The following is a 15,855-nucleotide window of genomic DNA, read 5'->3' as shown; positions in this document are numbered from 1 at the left end:
CATGGGCTATCTCCTGATCTAAATTAAAGTCTTAAAGTCGGCAGTGGAGAACCACTACCAAGTACTAAATGAGTAAAAATTACTCTGCAGATGCTTCTGGCTTAGCTTCTGTACGCTCTTCACGACGTGGAGCACGCTCAGAACGCTCTTCTTTCTGCTTAAGCATGATAGAAGGCTCAGTAACAGCTTTTTTAGTACGCATGATCATGTTACGTAGAACTGCATCGTTAAAACGGAAAGCAGTTTCTAGCTCATCAATCGCTTCTTGCGGCGCTTCAACGTTCATTAGAACGTAGTGTGCTTTGTGAAGCTTGTTGATTGGGTAAGCCATTTGACGGCGGCCCCAGTCTTCTAGACGGTGGATAGTACCGTTAGCTTCAGTGATTGAACCAGTGTAACGCTCGATCATGCCAGCAACTTGCTCGCTTTGATCAGGGTGCACCATGAATACGATTTCGTAGTGACGCATTGGTTGCTCCTTACGGATTATTAGCTTCCACAGTTGGTCGGTCGTCCAGAGGAAGCAAGGAACGAATAATAAGACCGAAAATGAGCGGCGATATTACAAGAAGTTGCTACGTTAAACAACCAACTATTTAGGTATTTATCTGGATAGACCATTGCCTTAGGTGCCATCAGTTATACTTCGCCAAGTTTTTAAATTAATAGTGTCGTTGTATGTTTCTAACACCTTACATTTCAAGAAAAAATTCAAAGTTTCAGTTCACTCGTCAACAAGCTAGCCATTTTGCTAAAAAAGTCGCAGGGGATTTCAATCCTATTCACGATGAAGACAGCAAGCGCTTTTGTGTACCGGGCGATCTGCTTTTTGCCGCCTTGCTTGATAAAGAGGGCATCAGCCAAAAGATGCGCTTTGAATTCTCTGGAATGGTTAACGATGGTTTGGAACTTGAGGTGCAGCGTAACAGCGACAGTGAGTCTGTGGTTGTTGATGACAACGGCAAAGAATACCTACGTTTTTCTCATTCTGGTGAGCAAAGCCGCTCTGCAGAGTTTATTGAGCACGTGGTGTCGAACTATGTGCAGTTCTCAGGCATGAACTTCCCGCACATTATGGTGCCGTTGATGCAAGAAAAGCAGATGATGATCAACTGCCAGCGCCCGCTTGTGATTTACGAGAGTATGGAAGTGGAATTTTCTCGCTTGGATCTCACTCATCCAGAGGTGGAGTTTAGCGGTGCCACTTTTGATATTGAAGGCAAGCGCGGCACTGTGACTTTGAACTTTAACTTTAAAGAAGATGGCATTGTCATCGGTAAAGGTGTGAAGCGCATGGTGGCGAGCGGCCTTAAACCATATTCGGATGAAGCCATTGAGGATCTGGTTGAGAGATTCAATGCTCGTAAAGATGCTTTCTTGATGCAGATGGCGGCTTAACTGGCTCTGAGTATCAAATTTTGCTAGTCTAATTCGGATTACATCAACCCGCCCGGACGATGAATCAGTAGAGGAGGAGCGCAATGTTCTTCCTCTCTCCAAGGAAAAGGACGCATGACCCCGAGTAAAACCAAAACTTCATTCTACCGCCGCTTGTATCTCGCTTATCTTATTGATTCTGGTTGCAACACCATTCCAAAAATCCAATCTAATATCGAAATTCCACGCCGCACGGCTCAAGATACCATTAACGCTTTACATGAGCTCGATATCGAGTGTGAGTTCACAGGGGCATTGAAAAACGGTCATTACCAAATTGTGTCTTGGGGACCGTTTGACCTTGAGTGGGTAAAAGACAATGCGCAGCGTATGTCGACGGTGCTGGGCTATACCTAAGCTACGTTTTTTATTGTTGATTAAAACGTAAACCCAGCCATAAAGCTGAGCGTCGTCGCATCGAAGCCGGAGTCAAGCTTCTGGCCTTCAATATTGATGGTGTCGATACCTGCGAAGTGCGCATGGACGTTGAGTGAAATACGTTCGCTTAGATGATAGCCAATACCGGCAAAAGGCTGGTACTTACGTTCGTTAATATCGTAGACAATGTCCGAGTTACCATCGGTGTCGTAAACATCTTCACTGATGTTGATGTTCATTTGCGCCAGGCCAAGCTTGACCGATAAACCATCTAGCATGCCGTCATTGAATCGGTAGCCAGTATACAAGCTATAATGTTGCGCTGATTTTTTACTGGTGAATGTAGGGTTGGTGATGCCTGGGTAGGTACCAGTTTGGCTGTTGCTCTCGTCAGAAGAGCCGAGATTGAACTGGCCGCCGATAATGAAATTATCGTAGACAATAGTTTCTAAGCCGCCTGCGAAGCCTTTGTGGCTGTCGACACCAAGTAGAAATTGAACTGGGTTTGCGTAACTGGTAGCGGAGGCGAGGAGCGTCAGTGTAAGGGTGATACGAGAAAGAGACACTGTAATTCCTTTTAAAATACGTGTAATTCAATAAGGCTAAAACGCGTTGAGCAAGGTTGCAATACAAAAATATAAGTTTTGTATTCAACAACAAATAAGGGGGCTCTTTCTCCTGCGAAGACGTGATATTCGCTGAAAACAGATACAAAAAAACTCCGTTCACCTGTCGGAATAAACGGAGTTCTTTAAAGTGCAATCCATCTAATTAGCTTACTGAATGAGCCTTAATTAGCGATGCTGTAGTGGCTTGGTGGCATACCGGTTATCAATGGCCTGCGAACTTCACTCGGATCTTGCTGCCACCAAACATGGTTAGGTTTAGCTCTTTAATCGCTACCTTTGCTTCTTCAACTTCAGGCATAGTTACAAACGCGAAGCCTTTCGACTTTCCTGTCTCTTTGTCTAGTACTAATGTGCATTCGGTAACTCGGCCGTATTCACGGAACTGAAGGCGTACATCGTGCTCTGTGGTTTCGCGAGATAGGTTGCGTACTAAGATTTGCATAATTGACCATCTGTAATCAAGGGTGAATAACGGGCGGATTGTCGCAGGTTATGCCTTTGAAACCAAGTTATTCCTGCCCGTTTCTTCGATTTTCTTACCTTCTTTACATGACTTCAGCCCTTTTTCACAAAGGCTAAGGTGTGATGTCACTAAAGCTTACCGCCTGAACCTTGCCATTATTTAGGGATGTGGTCTTGTCCACTTTGCCCTGGTAGTAGTATGGCGTGAAGCTTGGGAGCGGTTCATCGTTGACCGAGTAATAAAGGGTCACTGGGTTATGATTAAGTGAACCCGATGTCAGCGTGCCAATGAGTGCGTGTTCAAACTGGTGATAGCCATTCCCCCAGTGGAAAGCTTTGGTTGATTTAGGGTTTAGCCCTACACCGCCATACTTGTGGTCAACCCACACATTCATAAAGCCCGTGGTGGTATAACCGAGGGGCGCTTGGATTTTGCCAGTATTCATAGAAAGCGTCATAGCCGCTTGGTCAAGCTCTGCCCATTCCCAAGAAGAGGCGCCACCACTGTTAGGTCTGCTTTGCCATGTCGGGATAGTGGTTCCCATTAACGCTTCTTGCTGCTCTTTGGGGAAGTAATCGGCAACATACTCAAATGGCATGTTGAATTGAGCTCTGTCTAGCGTCACTTCCATACCTTGCTTAGCGAAGGTTTCCCAGTCTGGCTTATCGAGTAGCTGAGCAGTGAGATAGGTCATCCAATACGCTTTAATGGTATGACCGAAATCATTATGTTTGGCGTTAGGCTGCATTACAGCTTTGTGGTGTATCGCTCCGTAGAAGCGCTGTTCCTCATCTGAGTGGTAATCATTGACCATGATTTGTGTTAGCCACTCGAGATCCGCTAGCCATTTGGTTCTGTGAGGCTCTGGAAGTAGGGGAGCGACTAGCAGCATGTAGCCATTGATTTGATCAAGCTGTGCCACCAGTTCGTGTTGTTTGGCGCTTTGGTCATCGCCATCTTCTAACACCCAAGCTAAGCCAACATCATTGTTGAGCTTGTATTTATCGAAAATGAACGCTTGCTGTTCGATGAGTGCTTTCTCTACCTTAGGATCGCGTGTGAGGTAGTAATACATGGCAAGGCCAACAAGAGCGTAAGCTTGGTCTTGTGAGGTGCGTTGTGTCCACTTTAAACCCGGCTTACTGTCTTCGGTAAACGAGATAAATCCACCGCTCTCGGTGTCTTGAAGTTGGTCGATGAGGTAGTAAGCGCCGTCCTTAGCGAGTTCGAGTGCCTTAATATCGCCGGTAAGATGAAATAGAACGCCATAAGCGTAAGTCTGGCGTGACTTCATACGCGTGTATTCGCGTCCAAAGTGAGGGATGATCCAGCCGTGTTGCAGCTCTGGGCAGACGTTGGATAGGTCTAATAACTCTCCGTTATCGCAGCGAAATGTTGGGAAGTTGCCGACGGGGACACCTTGTGCTGCTTCATGCATCCAGTAAGGAGCAAGGCCTTGCTGTACGTGTGTTAGCCAAGCCTGTGTGCTCGGAAAGGTATCTTCTGGTGTCACTGACGCGGCTTGTGACGCCATCACATTACAAGAGGTAGCGATAGACAGCGCTAAGATAGAGGTGCGAAGAGAATAAGACAACATGACGTATCCTTGTTTTTTATAAGTGTTTGAATTGCTGAAACTATAGCGCCATGACACCTATACAAACTGTTGTGCAGTTCAAGAGTTTTACAATGAAAAAAGCCAAGCACGGGGAGCTTGGCTTGGTCGTAACGCTTTATCAAGCGCTGGTTTTGGAGAAGGTCGGTCGTTTGCCAGTGACGTCTTTGATTTTCATAATCAGAATGATGGAAGCGAGCAATAAGGTGATGGCGTTGGCAATGATGATTGGTGGGTCTGTCACTAATACGCCATACGCGAGCCAAAGCGCGACACCGGTGACGAAGATTGAATACATTGCTAGTGAGGTGGATTGGGTATCTCGGGTTTTGAATATGTGCAGCACTTGAGGAACGAAAGAACAAGTGGTGCAGAACGCTGCGATGTAGCCCAGCGTAGTAATGTCTAGCATTGATAGTGCTCCGTAAAATGCCCTGTCGAGACAGGGCATTGTTGTTGGCTTAGCCAAATTTATTGCTTAGCAAAGAGTAGGACGAAAGTGTTTTACTTCATTTCAACCCAATATTCTTTGTTTGCCTCAATCAAGTCATCCAAAATTGCTTTCGCAACGGTTGCGCTTGGAATCGTCGCTGACAGTGTTAGCGCTTGCCATAGTTTTTGGTAAGAGCCTTCAACGTGAGCTTCTACCACCAGTTTTTCAACCGATACTTGTTGGCTCATCATGCCTTTCTGGAACTCAGGAATTTCACCAATTTGCAGTGGTTTCGCACCTGTGTTGTCAACGATACATGGGATTTCTACCATGGCTGTTGGGTCAAAGTTCGCGATTGCGCCATTGTTTGGAACGATGAGCAGCATGCGCTCTTTGGTGTTGAATGCAATCGCTGTTGCTAGGTCAACAATGTAAGACGCGTGCTCTTCGACTTCGATGGTTGTGCCTACCGCTGTGCCAGTGGCAATAATGCGGTGACATTCTGTGAACACTTCTTTTTCACGGCCTTCCATAACTTCATTAGCACGAGTGAACTCTTTGTTAGAGTGCTCTACTACGTAGTCTGGGTACATGTAGTACTTGAGATACGTGTTTGGAATGGTTTCTGGATCAAGTGCGTACACGTCACGAACTTTGATAAAGGTTTGCTTCCAAGATTCGTCTGTGTGTTGTGCGCCGTTCATTGCGCTTGGTGGCAAGTAGCCGTTCTCTTTGATGTACTCTTTGATGCGTGGCATCAAGTCTTCACCCGTTTTCGCGTCTTTGAACTCTTTCCACCAACCGAAGTGGTTTAAGCCGTAGTACATGATGTCGAACTGTTTGCGATCTTCGTAGCCTAGGATCTCTGCGATACGAGTTTCGATGCCAATTGGCATGTCACAGATGTTGAGTACTTTTGAGCTAGGGCGCATTACTCGACATGCTTCTGCCACGATAGCTGCTGGGTTTGAGTAGTTCAGCATCCAAGCGTTTGGCGAGTATTTTTCCATGTAGTCAATCATTTCGATGACTGCAGGGATTGAACGAAGGCCGTAAGCTACACCGCCAGCACCACAGGTTTCTTGGCCTACACAGCCGTGGCGTAGAGGAATTTTTTCGCACTCCTCTCTAAGCTGAGGGACATTCAGTCCGATGATGACTTGGATGGCTTTACCGTTTTTCACGATGTTCACCGCACCAGTCTCCATAAAGTACTCTGCTGTTTGGACTTTGCTTGGGTCTTTGACCGTGACGCGAAGTCTGGTCGCACAGTTACTGAGATCTTCGATGTTATGCACGCCGCCCAAACCTTCGATGGTTTCTACTGCTTGGATTTGCAGTGGGGTTGCCGTACCTGCATCACCTTTACCAGTAATGCCATGTTTCTCATTGAAGTCTTTTTTGGTGTGCAGTTTCATTTCTGCATCGCCGCGACCTGCAATTGGCACATCAAACTTAACGATGAGGTATTTGAACGTTACGTAGTAGATGGCTGTGAAGCAAAGACCGATAGCGATTTGAGTGACAACCATGCCAGTGTGGTTGCCCAGTAGTGGGATCCAGTTACCTGTCGCAAATTCAATCAAGCCCCCGCCCATGTTGCCGACCACACCAAAGGTGTACATCACCATCGCCATAGTACCTGCCAGAATCGCGTGGATGGCGAACAGCCAAGGGGCGATGAACAGGAAGGTAAACTCAAGTGGTTCAGTGATACCAACCAATACAGCGGTTAACGTTGCTGGGATAAGAAGTGCCGCAACTTTCTGACGGTTTTCAGGTTTTGCTGTGTGGTACATCGCTAGCGCAATACCCGTACAACCGAAGATCTTAGAGTTACCGTGCAGTGCAAAGCCGCCAGCAGGGAAAAGATCTTTCATTGATTGTGTTGATTGAGTGAATGCCTCTAGGTTAGTAAACCAGTCAACCGTGATGCCATTTGGCGTCGCTACGTTACCGAATACAAATGGTGCGTAGACGAAGTGGTGTAGGCCTGTCGGGATCAAGATACGTTCTAGGAAGGTGTATAACCACACACCGAATGAGCCTGAGCTGACCAAGAACCCTTGTAGGTTAAGGATGCCGTGCTGGATTGAAGGCCAGATGCAAAGCGTTAACCAAGCTGCTGGCAGCATGGCAAAGAATGAAATCATGGCAACAAATGACGCACCTTGGAAGATACCTAGGTAAGCAGGTAGTTGTTTTTCAAACGTGCGGTTGTGGATCCAGGTAACAAAACCAGAGATGATCCTTGGCATTCACTCCTACTTCCCTTTCTTGACTCACTCATACCCAGTTTTATACAAAGCATTACAGGTCTTGACGGTTTAAATATATAGACTAATCGTTAAAGTGCGGACACTGATTCGTCTGGCTTATGGATTGCTCGGGAATTTACAGAGAATTGACCTAGTTTACTTTTCTCATACGCTTATCCTAAGTAAAGTCTGCCGCCAAACCCCTGAAATTAACTGAATCCAAGGGCGTCTATGCTGTCTACTATTCTTTATTTCGATCAATCCCCAAACACTCCAACTGATGTCGCTCGCTCACATCGCGCGGCGTTGATTTGGTGTTTTGTCTACGCTGTGGCGTGGTCGTTGGTTTCTTATCACCTTGATCCCACAGTCCCTTATGATGCTGTTGAGGCGTTGAACTGGGCCAGCAATGGAGAGTGGGGCAGTCCGAATAACCCATGGTTTGTGGGTTTTGTCGCGCGTATTTTGTTGATTTCTTCTTCTACAGAGTTTGCATCGGCATTTTGGTATGTGGGCCATTTTAGTGTGGTAGCTATTGGTATGCTGGGTTGCTACCGTTTGGCGTATAAGCTAACGGATTCAATCGCGTTAGCTTGGCTTGGTTTGCTGACATTGAACTTGTCAGGGGTCATCAACTTCGATGCTATTCCTTACAATGATAACTATCTGCTGCTCGGCTCTTGGTCTTGGTTACTGCTGATGTTTGTGAAGGCTGTCTACGAAGATACAAAATGGTGGATCCCTTTTGGTATTTTGGCGGGCTGCTCTGCGATGGCGAAATACACCACGTTTGCACCTGTCGCGATGATCTTTATTTTAAGTTTGGCAGTACCGAGTGTGCGTCGTAACTGGAGCGATCGTAATTTCTATATTGGTATTGCGGCTTTTCTCGCTTTGGTTACGCCAAACTTCTTTTGGATGTTTGCTAACAATTTCTCTTCGGTGAAATGGGTGAGTGGTCAAGTCTCGGCTCAACTTAGCCCGGGCAGTTGGCTAGCGCTTCTATCGGTTTTCTACCCGTTGATTTTACTTGCAGGTTTGCTTGGAAAACGTGGTCTGCGCTTTACGAAGCAGGTGCCGGAAAAAGTTTGGCTGACTACATTTGTTTTGTTGGCGCCGTTGGTGGTAATTATGGCGTGGTTTACGTTCCATAAAGGCGGCCGGCTCGTTGAATGGTTACACCCATTCTTTATGCCTGCGCCTGCGGTATTGGTTGCGTTTTTAGCCAAAGATGTGATTGGTAAACTGTCACGTGCATACAAAGTGTTAGTTAGTATGGCGCTGTTGATGATCGTCGGCTACAGCTCGGTTATGGTGTTCAATGTACGCAATGCAGGTCAGAGTTTCGAGGGCGTTAAAGTACTAGCGCATGATGCAGAAACATTCTGGTACGAGAACACTGACAAACCACTTAAGCTGGTGGGCGGCGCGGAGATCTCAGAATGGATGACATTCTACATCGCACCGCACCCAGAAATGTCAAACCGCTGGAGCAACGAAACACTACCGAATGTTTACAACCGTCATATCACTGCGGAAAAGATTGAATCACAAGGTGTGTTGCTACTTAGTCATGTAGGTGCGACCTGTGAAGGCCAGATGTTCAAGCGCTTTACTGACGAATGGCCACAGTTTGAAATCTCAGTGACTAAGCAGATTGCTTATCAAGACTCCCCTCAAGAACCGATACAGCAGATTTGTTTGGGGATGATTGCTCCGAAAGAGTGATTAAGTTTAGGCAATGCGACGGTAGGTGCTAAAAGGCTTACTGCGTATCGCCTGATCTAGAACCAACCCCCAACCATCAGGCCACTTTAATCCCATCCAAATGCTGCGTACATTGCGCTCTTGCGGTACGAAAAAATGCTTGCAGATAATGTTTATCCTTTTCTCCATTGCGAACGGCGGCAAACAGTCTGCGCCATAGTCCTTCACCTAATGGTTTGCTAGTGATTAAGCCTTGGCGAGAGAACTCACTGACTGCCCAGTTTGGTAAAGCGGCGACGCCGAGACCGGCAGAGACCATTTGTACCAGCATTAGAGTGTTGTCCGCTTGTTTCCACTTATTTGGCTCGATGCCTGCTGGCGTAAGGAAGTGTTTAACCACATCTAATCGCTGCTTTTGTACTGGATAAGTCAGAAGGGTTTGGTCGGCTAGATCGCTTGGCTCGATATGATCTTTTCCGGCTAAAGGGTGGGAGATTGAGGTAACAAGGCGCATTTCGAAGTCGAATAGGGGCTCGTAGTGGATTTCTGAGCGTGGTTGAATGTCTGACGTAATCACCAAATCCAGCTCTCCGCCTACAAGAGCTGGAATTGGTTCAAAACCAAAGCCTGAGGAGAAATCCAGCTCTACATGTGGCCAAGCAAGTTGATACTCTTTCAGAGCTGGCATTAACCACTGAAAGCAGGAGTGACAGTCGATAGCCATATGGAGGCGACCATTGACGTCTTCCTTAAGTCCGGCTAAGTCGCCTTCGGCTTGGGCGATACGTGGTAGAACGTCGTTAGCGAGATTAAGTAGGATCTCGCCTTCAGAGGTGAACTTCACTGGTCGAGTTTTGCGAATGAATAGCGGTGAACCAATACGAGCTTCGAGATCTTTCAGTTGGTGTGAGAGCGCAGATTGCGTCAAGTGCAGCGAGGTTGCAGTCGCGGTTAGTGAGCCGGTATCGCGCAGTGATGCCAGTGTTTTTAAGTGTTTAAATTCTATCATGAAAATCCCTCATCCTTAATCCCTTTCCATTAACTTACCGTGCTTTTGAGTATAAGTAAACGTCTAGACGTCTAAATGGCGTTTTCTAATCGCATGAGAAAGATTCATATTCCTCGTGAATGAATTGCGATTGTTCATATTGCTTTGCTGGGTGATTCTTTAGCCATCCAGACTGCTAATGAATAAAAAGGACAACATCATGACAGCAACTCATATCCTTGGTTACCCGCGTATCGGTGAAAAGCGTGAACTGAAATTTGCTTTAGAACAGTATTGGCGTGGCGAACTTGACCAGCAAGGCTTAAAGCTGGTCGCCGCAAAAATCCGTAAACAAAACTGGGAACGCCAAAATCAAGATGGCCTCGACTATGTAACCGTCGGTGACTTTGCATGGTATGACCATGTACTTGGCACCAGTCTTCTTTTGGGTCATGTGCCAAAGCGACACAATAACGGTTTCCCAGACCTAGACACGCTATTTCGTATTGGCCGAGGTCAGTCTCAAACCGATTGTGGATGTGCGGGCGAAGCCGCTTCAGATATGACTAAGTGGTTTAACACCAATTACCACTATATTGTTCCGGAGTTTTCCTCGGACGATCAGTTTAAAGTGAGCTGGACTCAGCTTTTCGATGAAATTAATGAAGCGCAGCAGCAAGGCCATAAAGTGAAGCCGGTACTGCTTGGTCCGCTCAGTTACCTTTATTTGGGTAAAGAAGTAGAGCAAGGCTTTGATCGCTTGTCGCTATTGCCACGAGTATTGACTGCCTACCAGGCAATCTTCGCTAAATTTGAAAAACTCGGCATCGAGTGGGTACAAGTGGATGAACCTATCTTAGCACTTGAGCTTGAAAAAACGTGGTTGGACAGCTTTAAGTTGGCGTATCAAGTGATTCGCAGTGATGTCAAAGTGCTGCTTGCGACGTATTTTGACTCTGTAGTTGACTCGTTGGATACCATTGTAGAACTTGAGGTGGACGGGTTACATGTTGATGTCGTTGCCGCACAAAATCAATTGGATGAAGTGGTCAACCATCTGCCAAATGATTGGGTGCTGTCAGCGGGGATCGTTAACGGCCGTAATGTTTGGCGTGCAAATCTGCATAGTGCTTTACAAACGCTAAAGCCTATCAAAGCCAAGTTGGGTGAGCGCCTTTGGGTTGCGTCTTCATGTTCGCTGCTCCACAGTCCAGTGAATGTCGAGCTGGAAACTAAGCTGCCGCAAGGTACTGAAAACTGGTTCTCGTTCGCTAAGCAAAAGGTGTCCGAAGTTTCATGGCTTGCGAAAGCACTGGATGGTGATAAACAAGCGATAGAGCACTGCGCTCAATATAGTCAACCTATCTTAGACCGTGCTCGTTCGACTTGGGTGAACAAGCCCCATGTTCAAAGCCGTGTCGCGACGCTTGCTTCTACCAATAGCGACCGCAGCGCTCCGTATGCAGAGCGTGCACATCATCAACACGAAGTACTGAAGTTACCTAATCTCCCAACGACGACGATCGGCTCGTTCCCACAGACGGCTGAAGTGCGAAAAAGCCGCGCTGCTTTCAAGCGTGGTGATATCAGTGTCGCGGAGTATGAATCTCTAATGAAAGGCTTCATCAAAGATACCGTGAAACGCCAAGAAGCGACGGGTCTGGACGTGCTAGTACACGGAGAAGCAGAACGTAACGACATGGTGGAATACTTTGCTGAGAACTTATCGGGTTTCCAAACCACGGAATTTGGTTGGGTACAAAGCTATGGCTCGCGCTGCGTTAAACCGGCCATTGTTGTCGCCGATATTGAGCGTGATAAGTCAATTACTGTGGACTGGTCTACTTATGCGCAATCACTGACAGACAAACCGATGAAGGGCATGTTGACCGGACCTGTGACCATTCTGTGCTGGACCTTCCCGCGTGAAGATGTCTCTCGTGAGACCATCGCTAATCAACTGGCGTTTGCGCTGCAAGATGAAGTAGATGCGCTGCAACAAGCAAACATCAATATCATTCAAATTGATGAGCCTGCGATTCGTGAAGGTCTGCCATTGAAAAAATGTGACCATAAAGAGTACTTAGATTGGGCGGTGAAAGCGTTTAAAGTTTCAGCGGCGAGTGCAAGGCCGGAAACCCAGATTCACACTCATATGTGTTACAGCGAGTTTAACGAGATTATCGAGTCGGTGGCGGAATTGGATGCTGATGTGATTACGATTGAGACATCTCGCTCTAACATGGAGCTGTTGAACGCATTTGAAGAGTTTAACTATCCGAATGAGATTGGTCCTGGTGTGTACGATATTCACTCGCCAAACATTCCGAAAGTTGAGTGGATTGAACAGTTAATTGAAAAAGCCGCGAAACGTATCCCGGTTGAGAGACTTTGGGTTAACCCAGATTGCGGCCTTAAAACGCGTAACTGGGAAGAGACAGAAGCGTCGCTAACGAACTTGGTACAAGCGGCGAAGAACTTGCGAGAGCGTTTATTGTGATAGGGTGTAGATTGTAGAATGAAAAAGAGGCTTGTTAATGCAAGCCTCTTTGTTTTGATCGTCAATTGATTATGATCGTTTGGCTACTGTGGTAGCGGCTTTTGACAATACTGCTGATTGACAATTTGGTCGATCATTAACTGACCGCGAGCGTTACGGATCATAATGCGATAGCCCAGTCCAAGCTCTAGGTTGGCTTTCACTTCACGATCAGTACAGTAGTAGTTCATGCTGTTACGCAAAACTTGATCTAACGGCAAAGCGCCTTTGGCATCGGTGTTATAAATCATCATGATCTCAACAATGCCTTTGCTTGCCGATGCTTTCATAATTGAGAGCGGACCTTGTTCAATCGGCAACCCAGAAGAAATCACGCTGGCGCGGCTTTGCGCCAACAGCTCGAGTTTACGGCGTTCGTCGTCGCCACTACTTGAACAACCAGCCAACGCCGTAAGCGCAGCGATTGCTAGCCAACTTATTTTTTTTTTCATTATGCTATTTATCGCTTTTAGAATACTTTTTTGAATGGCTTGACGATTACGTTCTCATAAACGCCAGCTTCAATGTATGGATCCGCATCTGCCCATGCTTGCGCAGCGTCTAGTGAGTCAAACTCTGCAATGACGGTGGACCCTGTAAACCCAGCTTCACCTGGATTATCGCTATCAATGGCAGGCATAGGACCTGCGGTCAATAGTCGACCTTCATCTCTAAGTGCTTGAAGTCTTTCTAGGTGCTGTGGGCGTACACTCAGACGCTTTTCTAGCGAGTTCTCGACATCTTGAGAAAAAATAACGTACCACATATTTGTATCCTTCAAATAGTTCAGTAACTTAATTCGCTCTATAAGATGTCATTTTTTTAGTGAAAAGTCATCGTTAGCGATCGCTTAATTTGGATTAATTGGACGTGGGCGCCCATTTGCATCAATTGCTACGTAGTTAAATGTTGCGTCACAGACTTGATACCGTTCGCCAACACCTTCAACACTGACAGGTTTCACCCACACATCCAAATTAATGGACATAGAAGTATTACCAATTTTGGTACATTCACCGTAACAGCAAACCACGTCACCGACTTTAACTGGGTGCTTAAACGTAATACTCGATACAGAGACAGTAACGATACGACCGTGAGAAATCTCTTTGGCAAGAATACCGCCCGCTAAGTCGAGTTGAGACATGATCCAACCACCGAAAATATCGCCATTGGCGTTGGTGTTTTCAGGCATTGCTAGTGTGCGAATGATTAACTGGCCTTTAGGAGTGTTTGATGTTGTATTCGTCATGTTTATTGTCTTCCAGAAACAGCACAGCGACCCGTAGGTCGCTGATTCTTAATCGTTCGCGGAGTATACAAAAGATCCGCTGGTGATCAAGGTGTATGATCTTGGTTCTCATTTTTGGAGGCTTTGTCTTGCTCTTCGTCCGATGTCTCTTTTGGCATGTGTTTGTAGATATAGATGCCAGTAAATACAGTAAAGAGCAAAGTTGCAGCTAATAACCCAAACACCTTGAAGTTGACCCAAACATCAAGGGGCAATGCGTAGGCCACGTAGATATTGAGGCCAGCACAGAAAGAGAAGAAGCCCACCCATGCAAAGTTAACTTTAGCCCAAACTCGCTCTGGTAGCGTGATCTCTTTGCCCAGCATGCCTTTGATCAAACCACGGCCCATGGCATGAGTGACGGCAAGTGCAATTGCAAACAGCGCGTAAACAATGGTGACTTTCCACTTAATGAAGTTGTCATCGTGGAAGAACAAGGTCATACCACCAAAAATAGCGACCATTGCAAAGGTAATCAACTGCATCTTCTCGACAGCTTTGTATAGCCAATAGGTCACTGCAACTTGCACTGCGGTGGCGATGATCAGTGCTCCGGTGGCGACGTAGATATCCTGCATTTTGTACAGAACGAAGAAAATAATCAGAGGGATGAAATCGAGCAGCTGTTTCATAGCTCAGTAAGACCTTTTTATAAATTGAGTCGCTAGTGTAACCAAAACCCGTTTAAGAGCAAACGGCAGTCATCTCTTGTAAACAAGAACACAGTTTTCAGTGTTGTAATTCATTTGGGCATCAATGTTTGCAAAGAAACAATAAAAAACGGGCTGCCCCTATTGGTGGCAACCCGTTTTGGTATTGAGTGTTATATTAGGCTTGCTGTTTTTTAAGCTGCGCTTCTTGCTCAGCTTCTTCTTCAACCAATGCATCTACGATAACCGCACACGCAGCATCACCCGTGATGTTTAGAGCAGTACGGATCATGTCGAAGATACGGTCAAGAGCGAACAGTAGTGGTAGACCTTCAATTGGAATACCTGCTGCAAGCAGTACTGCAACAACAAGGAATGAAGGACCTGGAACACCCGCTTGACCAACAGCGCCCAAGGTAGACGTTACGATGATCGCAATGTATGCACCCATTGAAAGGTCAATGTTGAACAGTTGCGCAAAGAAGATAGCAACTAGGCCGTAGTAGATAGCGTTACCAGACATGTTGATTGTTGCACCTAGCGGCAGAACAAACGATGCCGTTGAGTTTTTAACGCCTAGCTCTTTTTCTACGGTGTCCATTGTGACAGGCAGCGTCGCCATAGAAGAAGCTGTTGAAAGGGCTACTGCCTGCGGCTTTTTCATTGCGCTGATGAACTTCTTCGCAGAGGTCTTAGTGAAGAGTTGAATCATCAGTGGGTAAGCAACGAAACCGAAAATTAGGATCGCAGCGATGTAAACTACGAACAGCTTGAACACGACCATTAGCGCGCCAAAACCGAATGTGCCTACCGCTTCTGCCATAAGACCAAATACACCAATTGGCGCGATGATCATTACCTTGTTGATCATCCATACCATAATGTCAACGATCGCGTTTACACCGTTAAGTAGTGGATCGCGGCGAGTAGACTCAAGCTTTGATAGACCGATACCGAAGAACAGACAGAACACTAGGATCTGAAGGATGTTGGCTTCATTTAGCGATTGGAAAACGTTGGTTGGGATCATACCAGTAACGGTAGCCCAGAAAGTGGGTAGTTCACCTTTTGAAGCGTACTCAGCTGAGAACATGCCTTCGATACCTGCGGTATCGATGTTTACACCTGGTTGGAATACTTCGCCCATAATCAGAGCAAGTGCCACTGCAAGTGCTGACGTTAGACCGAAGTAAGCGAGCGTTGTTACGCCAACTTTACCTGCATTGCTGCTGTTACCAAGACCAGCTGCACCTGAGATCAGAGCAACGGCAACCAGAGGGATTACTAACATCTTGATTAGATTGATGAAGATAGTACCCAGTGGAGCAAACATAGAAGCAGATTCACCCATCATGGCACCGATGAAGGTACCGAGGATCATTGCAATCACGACTTGGACGCCAATGTTATTTAGCATCAACTTTTCTTTTAACACTTCCTTAACTCCTGTGCTAATTATTTATCAAT

General features: G+C 46.3%; 16 protein-coding genes. 4 read left to right on the top strand and 12 right to left on the bottom strand.

Annotated features, from left to right (window positions below; all coding sequences use genetic code 11):
* Nucleotides 1-79 precede the first annotated feature (79 nt).
* A complete protein-coding gene (gene rpsF, locus ACJB0T_RS09980; RefSeq protein WP_353496513.1) occupies nt 80-469 on the bottom strand; it encodes a 30S ribosomal protein S6 in 390 nt (129 codons plus the stop codon).
* A 209-nt stretch (nt 470-678) separates the two neighbouring features.
* Here rpsF and ACJB0T_RS09975 point away from each other — a divergent pair, with 209 nt between their 5' ends.
* On the top strand, nt 679-1,398 hold the full coding sequence (locus tag ACJB0T_RS09975; protein ID WP_479290613.1) for a DUF3581 domain-containing protein: 720 nt from the start codon (nt 679-681) through the stop codon (nt 1,396-1,398).
* A 114-nt stretch (nt 1,399-1,512) separates the two neighbouring features.
* Nucleotides 1,513-1,794, top strand: coding sequence for a helix-turn-helix domain-containing protein (locus ACJB0T_RS09970; RefSeq protein ID WP_479290612.1), 282 nt, complete (start codon nt 1,513-1,515; stop codon nt 1,792-1,794).
* 20 nt (nt 1,795-1,814) lie between these two features.
* On the opposite strand, the gene ACJB0T_RS09965 is transcribed toward ACJB0T_RS09970, so the two are convergent.
* From ACJB0T_RS09965 to ACJB0T_RS09945, 5 genes are all read right to left on the bottom strand, one after another.
* Nucleotides 1,815-2,381: an outer membrane beta-barrel protein gene (locus tag ACJB0T_RS09965; protein WP_479290611.1), complete on the bottom strand. Its 567-nt coding sequence runs from the start codon at nt 2,379-2,381 to the stop codon at nt 1,815-1,817.
* A 265-nt stretch (nt 2,382-2,646) separates the two neighbouring features.
* Nucleotides 2,647-2,886 carry an RNA-binding protein gene (locus tag ACJB0T_RS09960; RefSeq protein WP_112461002.1) on the bottom strand — a complete coding sequence of 80 codons (240 nt, stop codon included), beginning with the start codon at nt 2,884-2,886 and terminating at the stop codon, nt 2,647-2,649.
* A gap of 133 nt (nt 2,887-3,019) precedes the next feature.
* Nucleotides 3,020-4,504, bottom strand: coding sequence for an AGE family epimerase/isomerase (locus ACJB0T_RS09955; RefSeq protein ID WP_479290610.1), 1,485 nt, complete (start codon nt 4,502-4,504; stop codon nt 3,020-3,022).
* A gap of 139 nt (nt 4,505-4,643) precedes the next feature.
* Nucleotides 4,644-4,934, bottom strand: a complete 291-nt coding sequence (locus tag ACJB0T_RS09950) for a SemiSWEET transporter (protein ID WP_479290609.1) — start codon at nt 4,932-4,934, stop codon at nt 4,644-4,646.
* Nucleotides 4,935-5,026: 92 nt separating this feature from the next.
* Nucleotides 5,027-7,213, bottom strand: a complete 2,187-nt coding sequence (locus tag ACJB0T_RS09945; protein WP_479290608.1) for a family 4 glycosyl hydrolase — start codon at nt 7,211-7,213, stop codon at nt 5,027-5,029.
* A 231-nt stretch (nt 7,214-7,444) separates the two neighbouring features.
* On the opposite strand from ACJB0T_RS09945, the gene ACJB0T_RS09940 reads away from it, so the two are divergent.
* Entirely contained in the window at nt 7,445-8,941 is a 1,497-nt protein-coding gene (locus ACJB0T_RS09940) for a glycosyltransferase family 39 protein (RefSeq protein WP_479290607.1), read from the top strand.
* A gap of 76 nt (nt 8,942-9,017) precedes the next feature.
* Here ACJB0T_RS09940 and metR read toward each other — a convergent pair whose 3' ends face one another.
* Nucleotides 9,018-9,929, bottom strand: coding sequence for an HTH-type transcriptional regulator MetR (gene metR, locus ACJB0T_RS09935; RefSeq protein WP_479290606.1), 912 nt, complete (start codon nt 9,927-9,929; stop codon nt 9,018-9,020).
* 196 nt (nt 9,930-10,125) lie between these two features.
* Between metR and metE the strand changes: the two genes are divergently transcribed.
* Nucleotides 10,126-12,408 (top strand): 5-methyltetrahydropteroyltriglutamate--homocysteine S-methyltransferase, encoded by a 2,283-nt coding sequence (gene metE, locus ACJB0T_RS09930; RefSeq protein WP_479292277.1) that lies wholly within the window; start codon nt 10,126-10,128, stop codon nt 12,406-12,408.
* An 83-nt stretch (nt 12,409-12,491) separates the two neighbouring features.
* On the opposite strand, the gene ACJB0T_RS09925 is transcribed toward metE, so the two are convergent.
* The 5 genes from ACJB0T_RS09925 to ACJB0T_RS09905 form a co-directional block, all read right to left on the bottom strand.
* Complete coding sequence (locus ACJB0T_RS09925; RefSeq protein ID WP_479290605.1) at nt 12,492-12,899, bottom strand: GspS/AspS pilotin family protein; 408 nt, start codon at nt 12,897-12,899, stop codon at nt 12,492-12,494.
* A 17-nt stretch (nt 12,900-12,916) separates the two neighbouring features.
* Entirely contained in the window at nt 12,917-13,213 is a 297-nt protein-coding gene (locus ACJB0T_RS09920; RefSeq protein WP_112461010.1) for a YciI family protein, read from the bottom strand.
* An 84-nt stretch (nt 13,214-13,297) separates the two neighbouring features.
* Nucleotides 13,298-13,699 (bottom strand): acyl-CoA thioester hydrolase YciA, encoded by a 402-nt coding sequence (yciA, locus tag ACJB0T_RS09915; protein WP_112461011.1) that lies wholly within the window; start codon nt 13,697-13,699, stop codon nt 13,298-13,300.
* Between the two features lie 86 nt (nt 13,700-13,785).
* Nucleotides 13,786-14,370, bottom strand: coding sequence for a septation protein A (locus ACJB0T_RS09910; RefSeq protein WP_479290604.1), 585 nt, complete (start codon nt 14,368-14,370; stop codon nt 13,786-13,788).
* A 196-nt stretch (nt 14,371-14,566) separates the two neighbouring features.
* Nucleotides 14,567-15,805, bottom strand: a complete 1,239-nt coding sequence (locus tag ACJB0T_RS09905) for a dicarboxylate/amino acid:cation symporter (RefSeq protein WP_479290603.1) — start codon at nt 15,803-15,805, stop codon at nt 14,567-14,569.
* Nucleotides 15,806-15,855: the final 50 nt, after the last annotated feature.

It is taken from the genome of Vibrio sp. CB1-5, assembly GCF_059412285.1.
The sequence above is the reverse complement of the archived record's forward strand: the minus strand, read 5'-3'. Positions and strand labels throughout refer to the sequence as shown.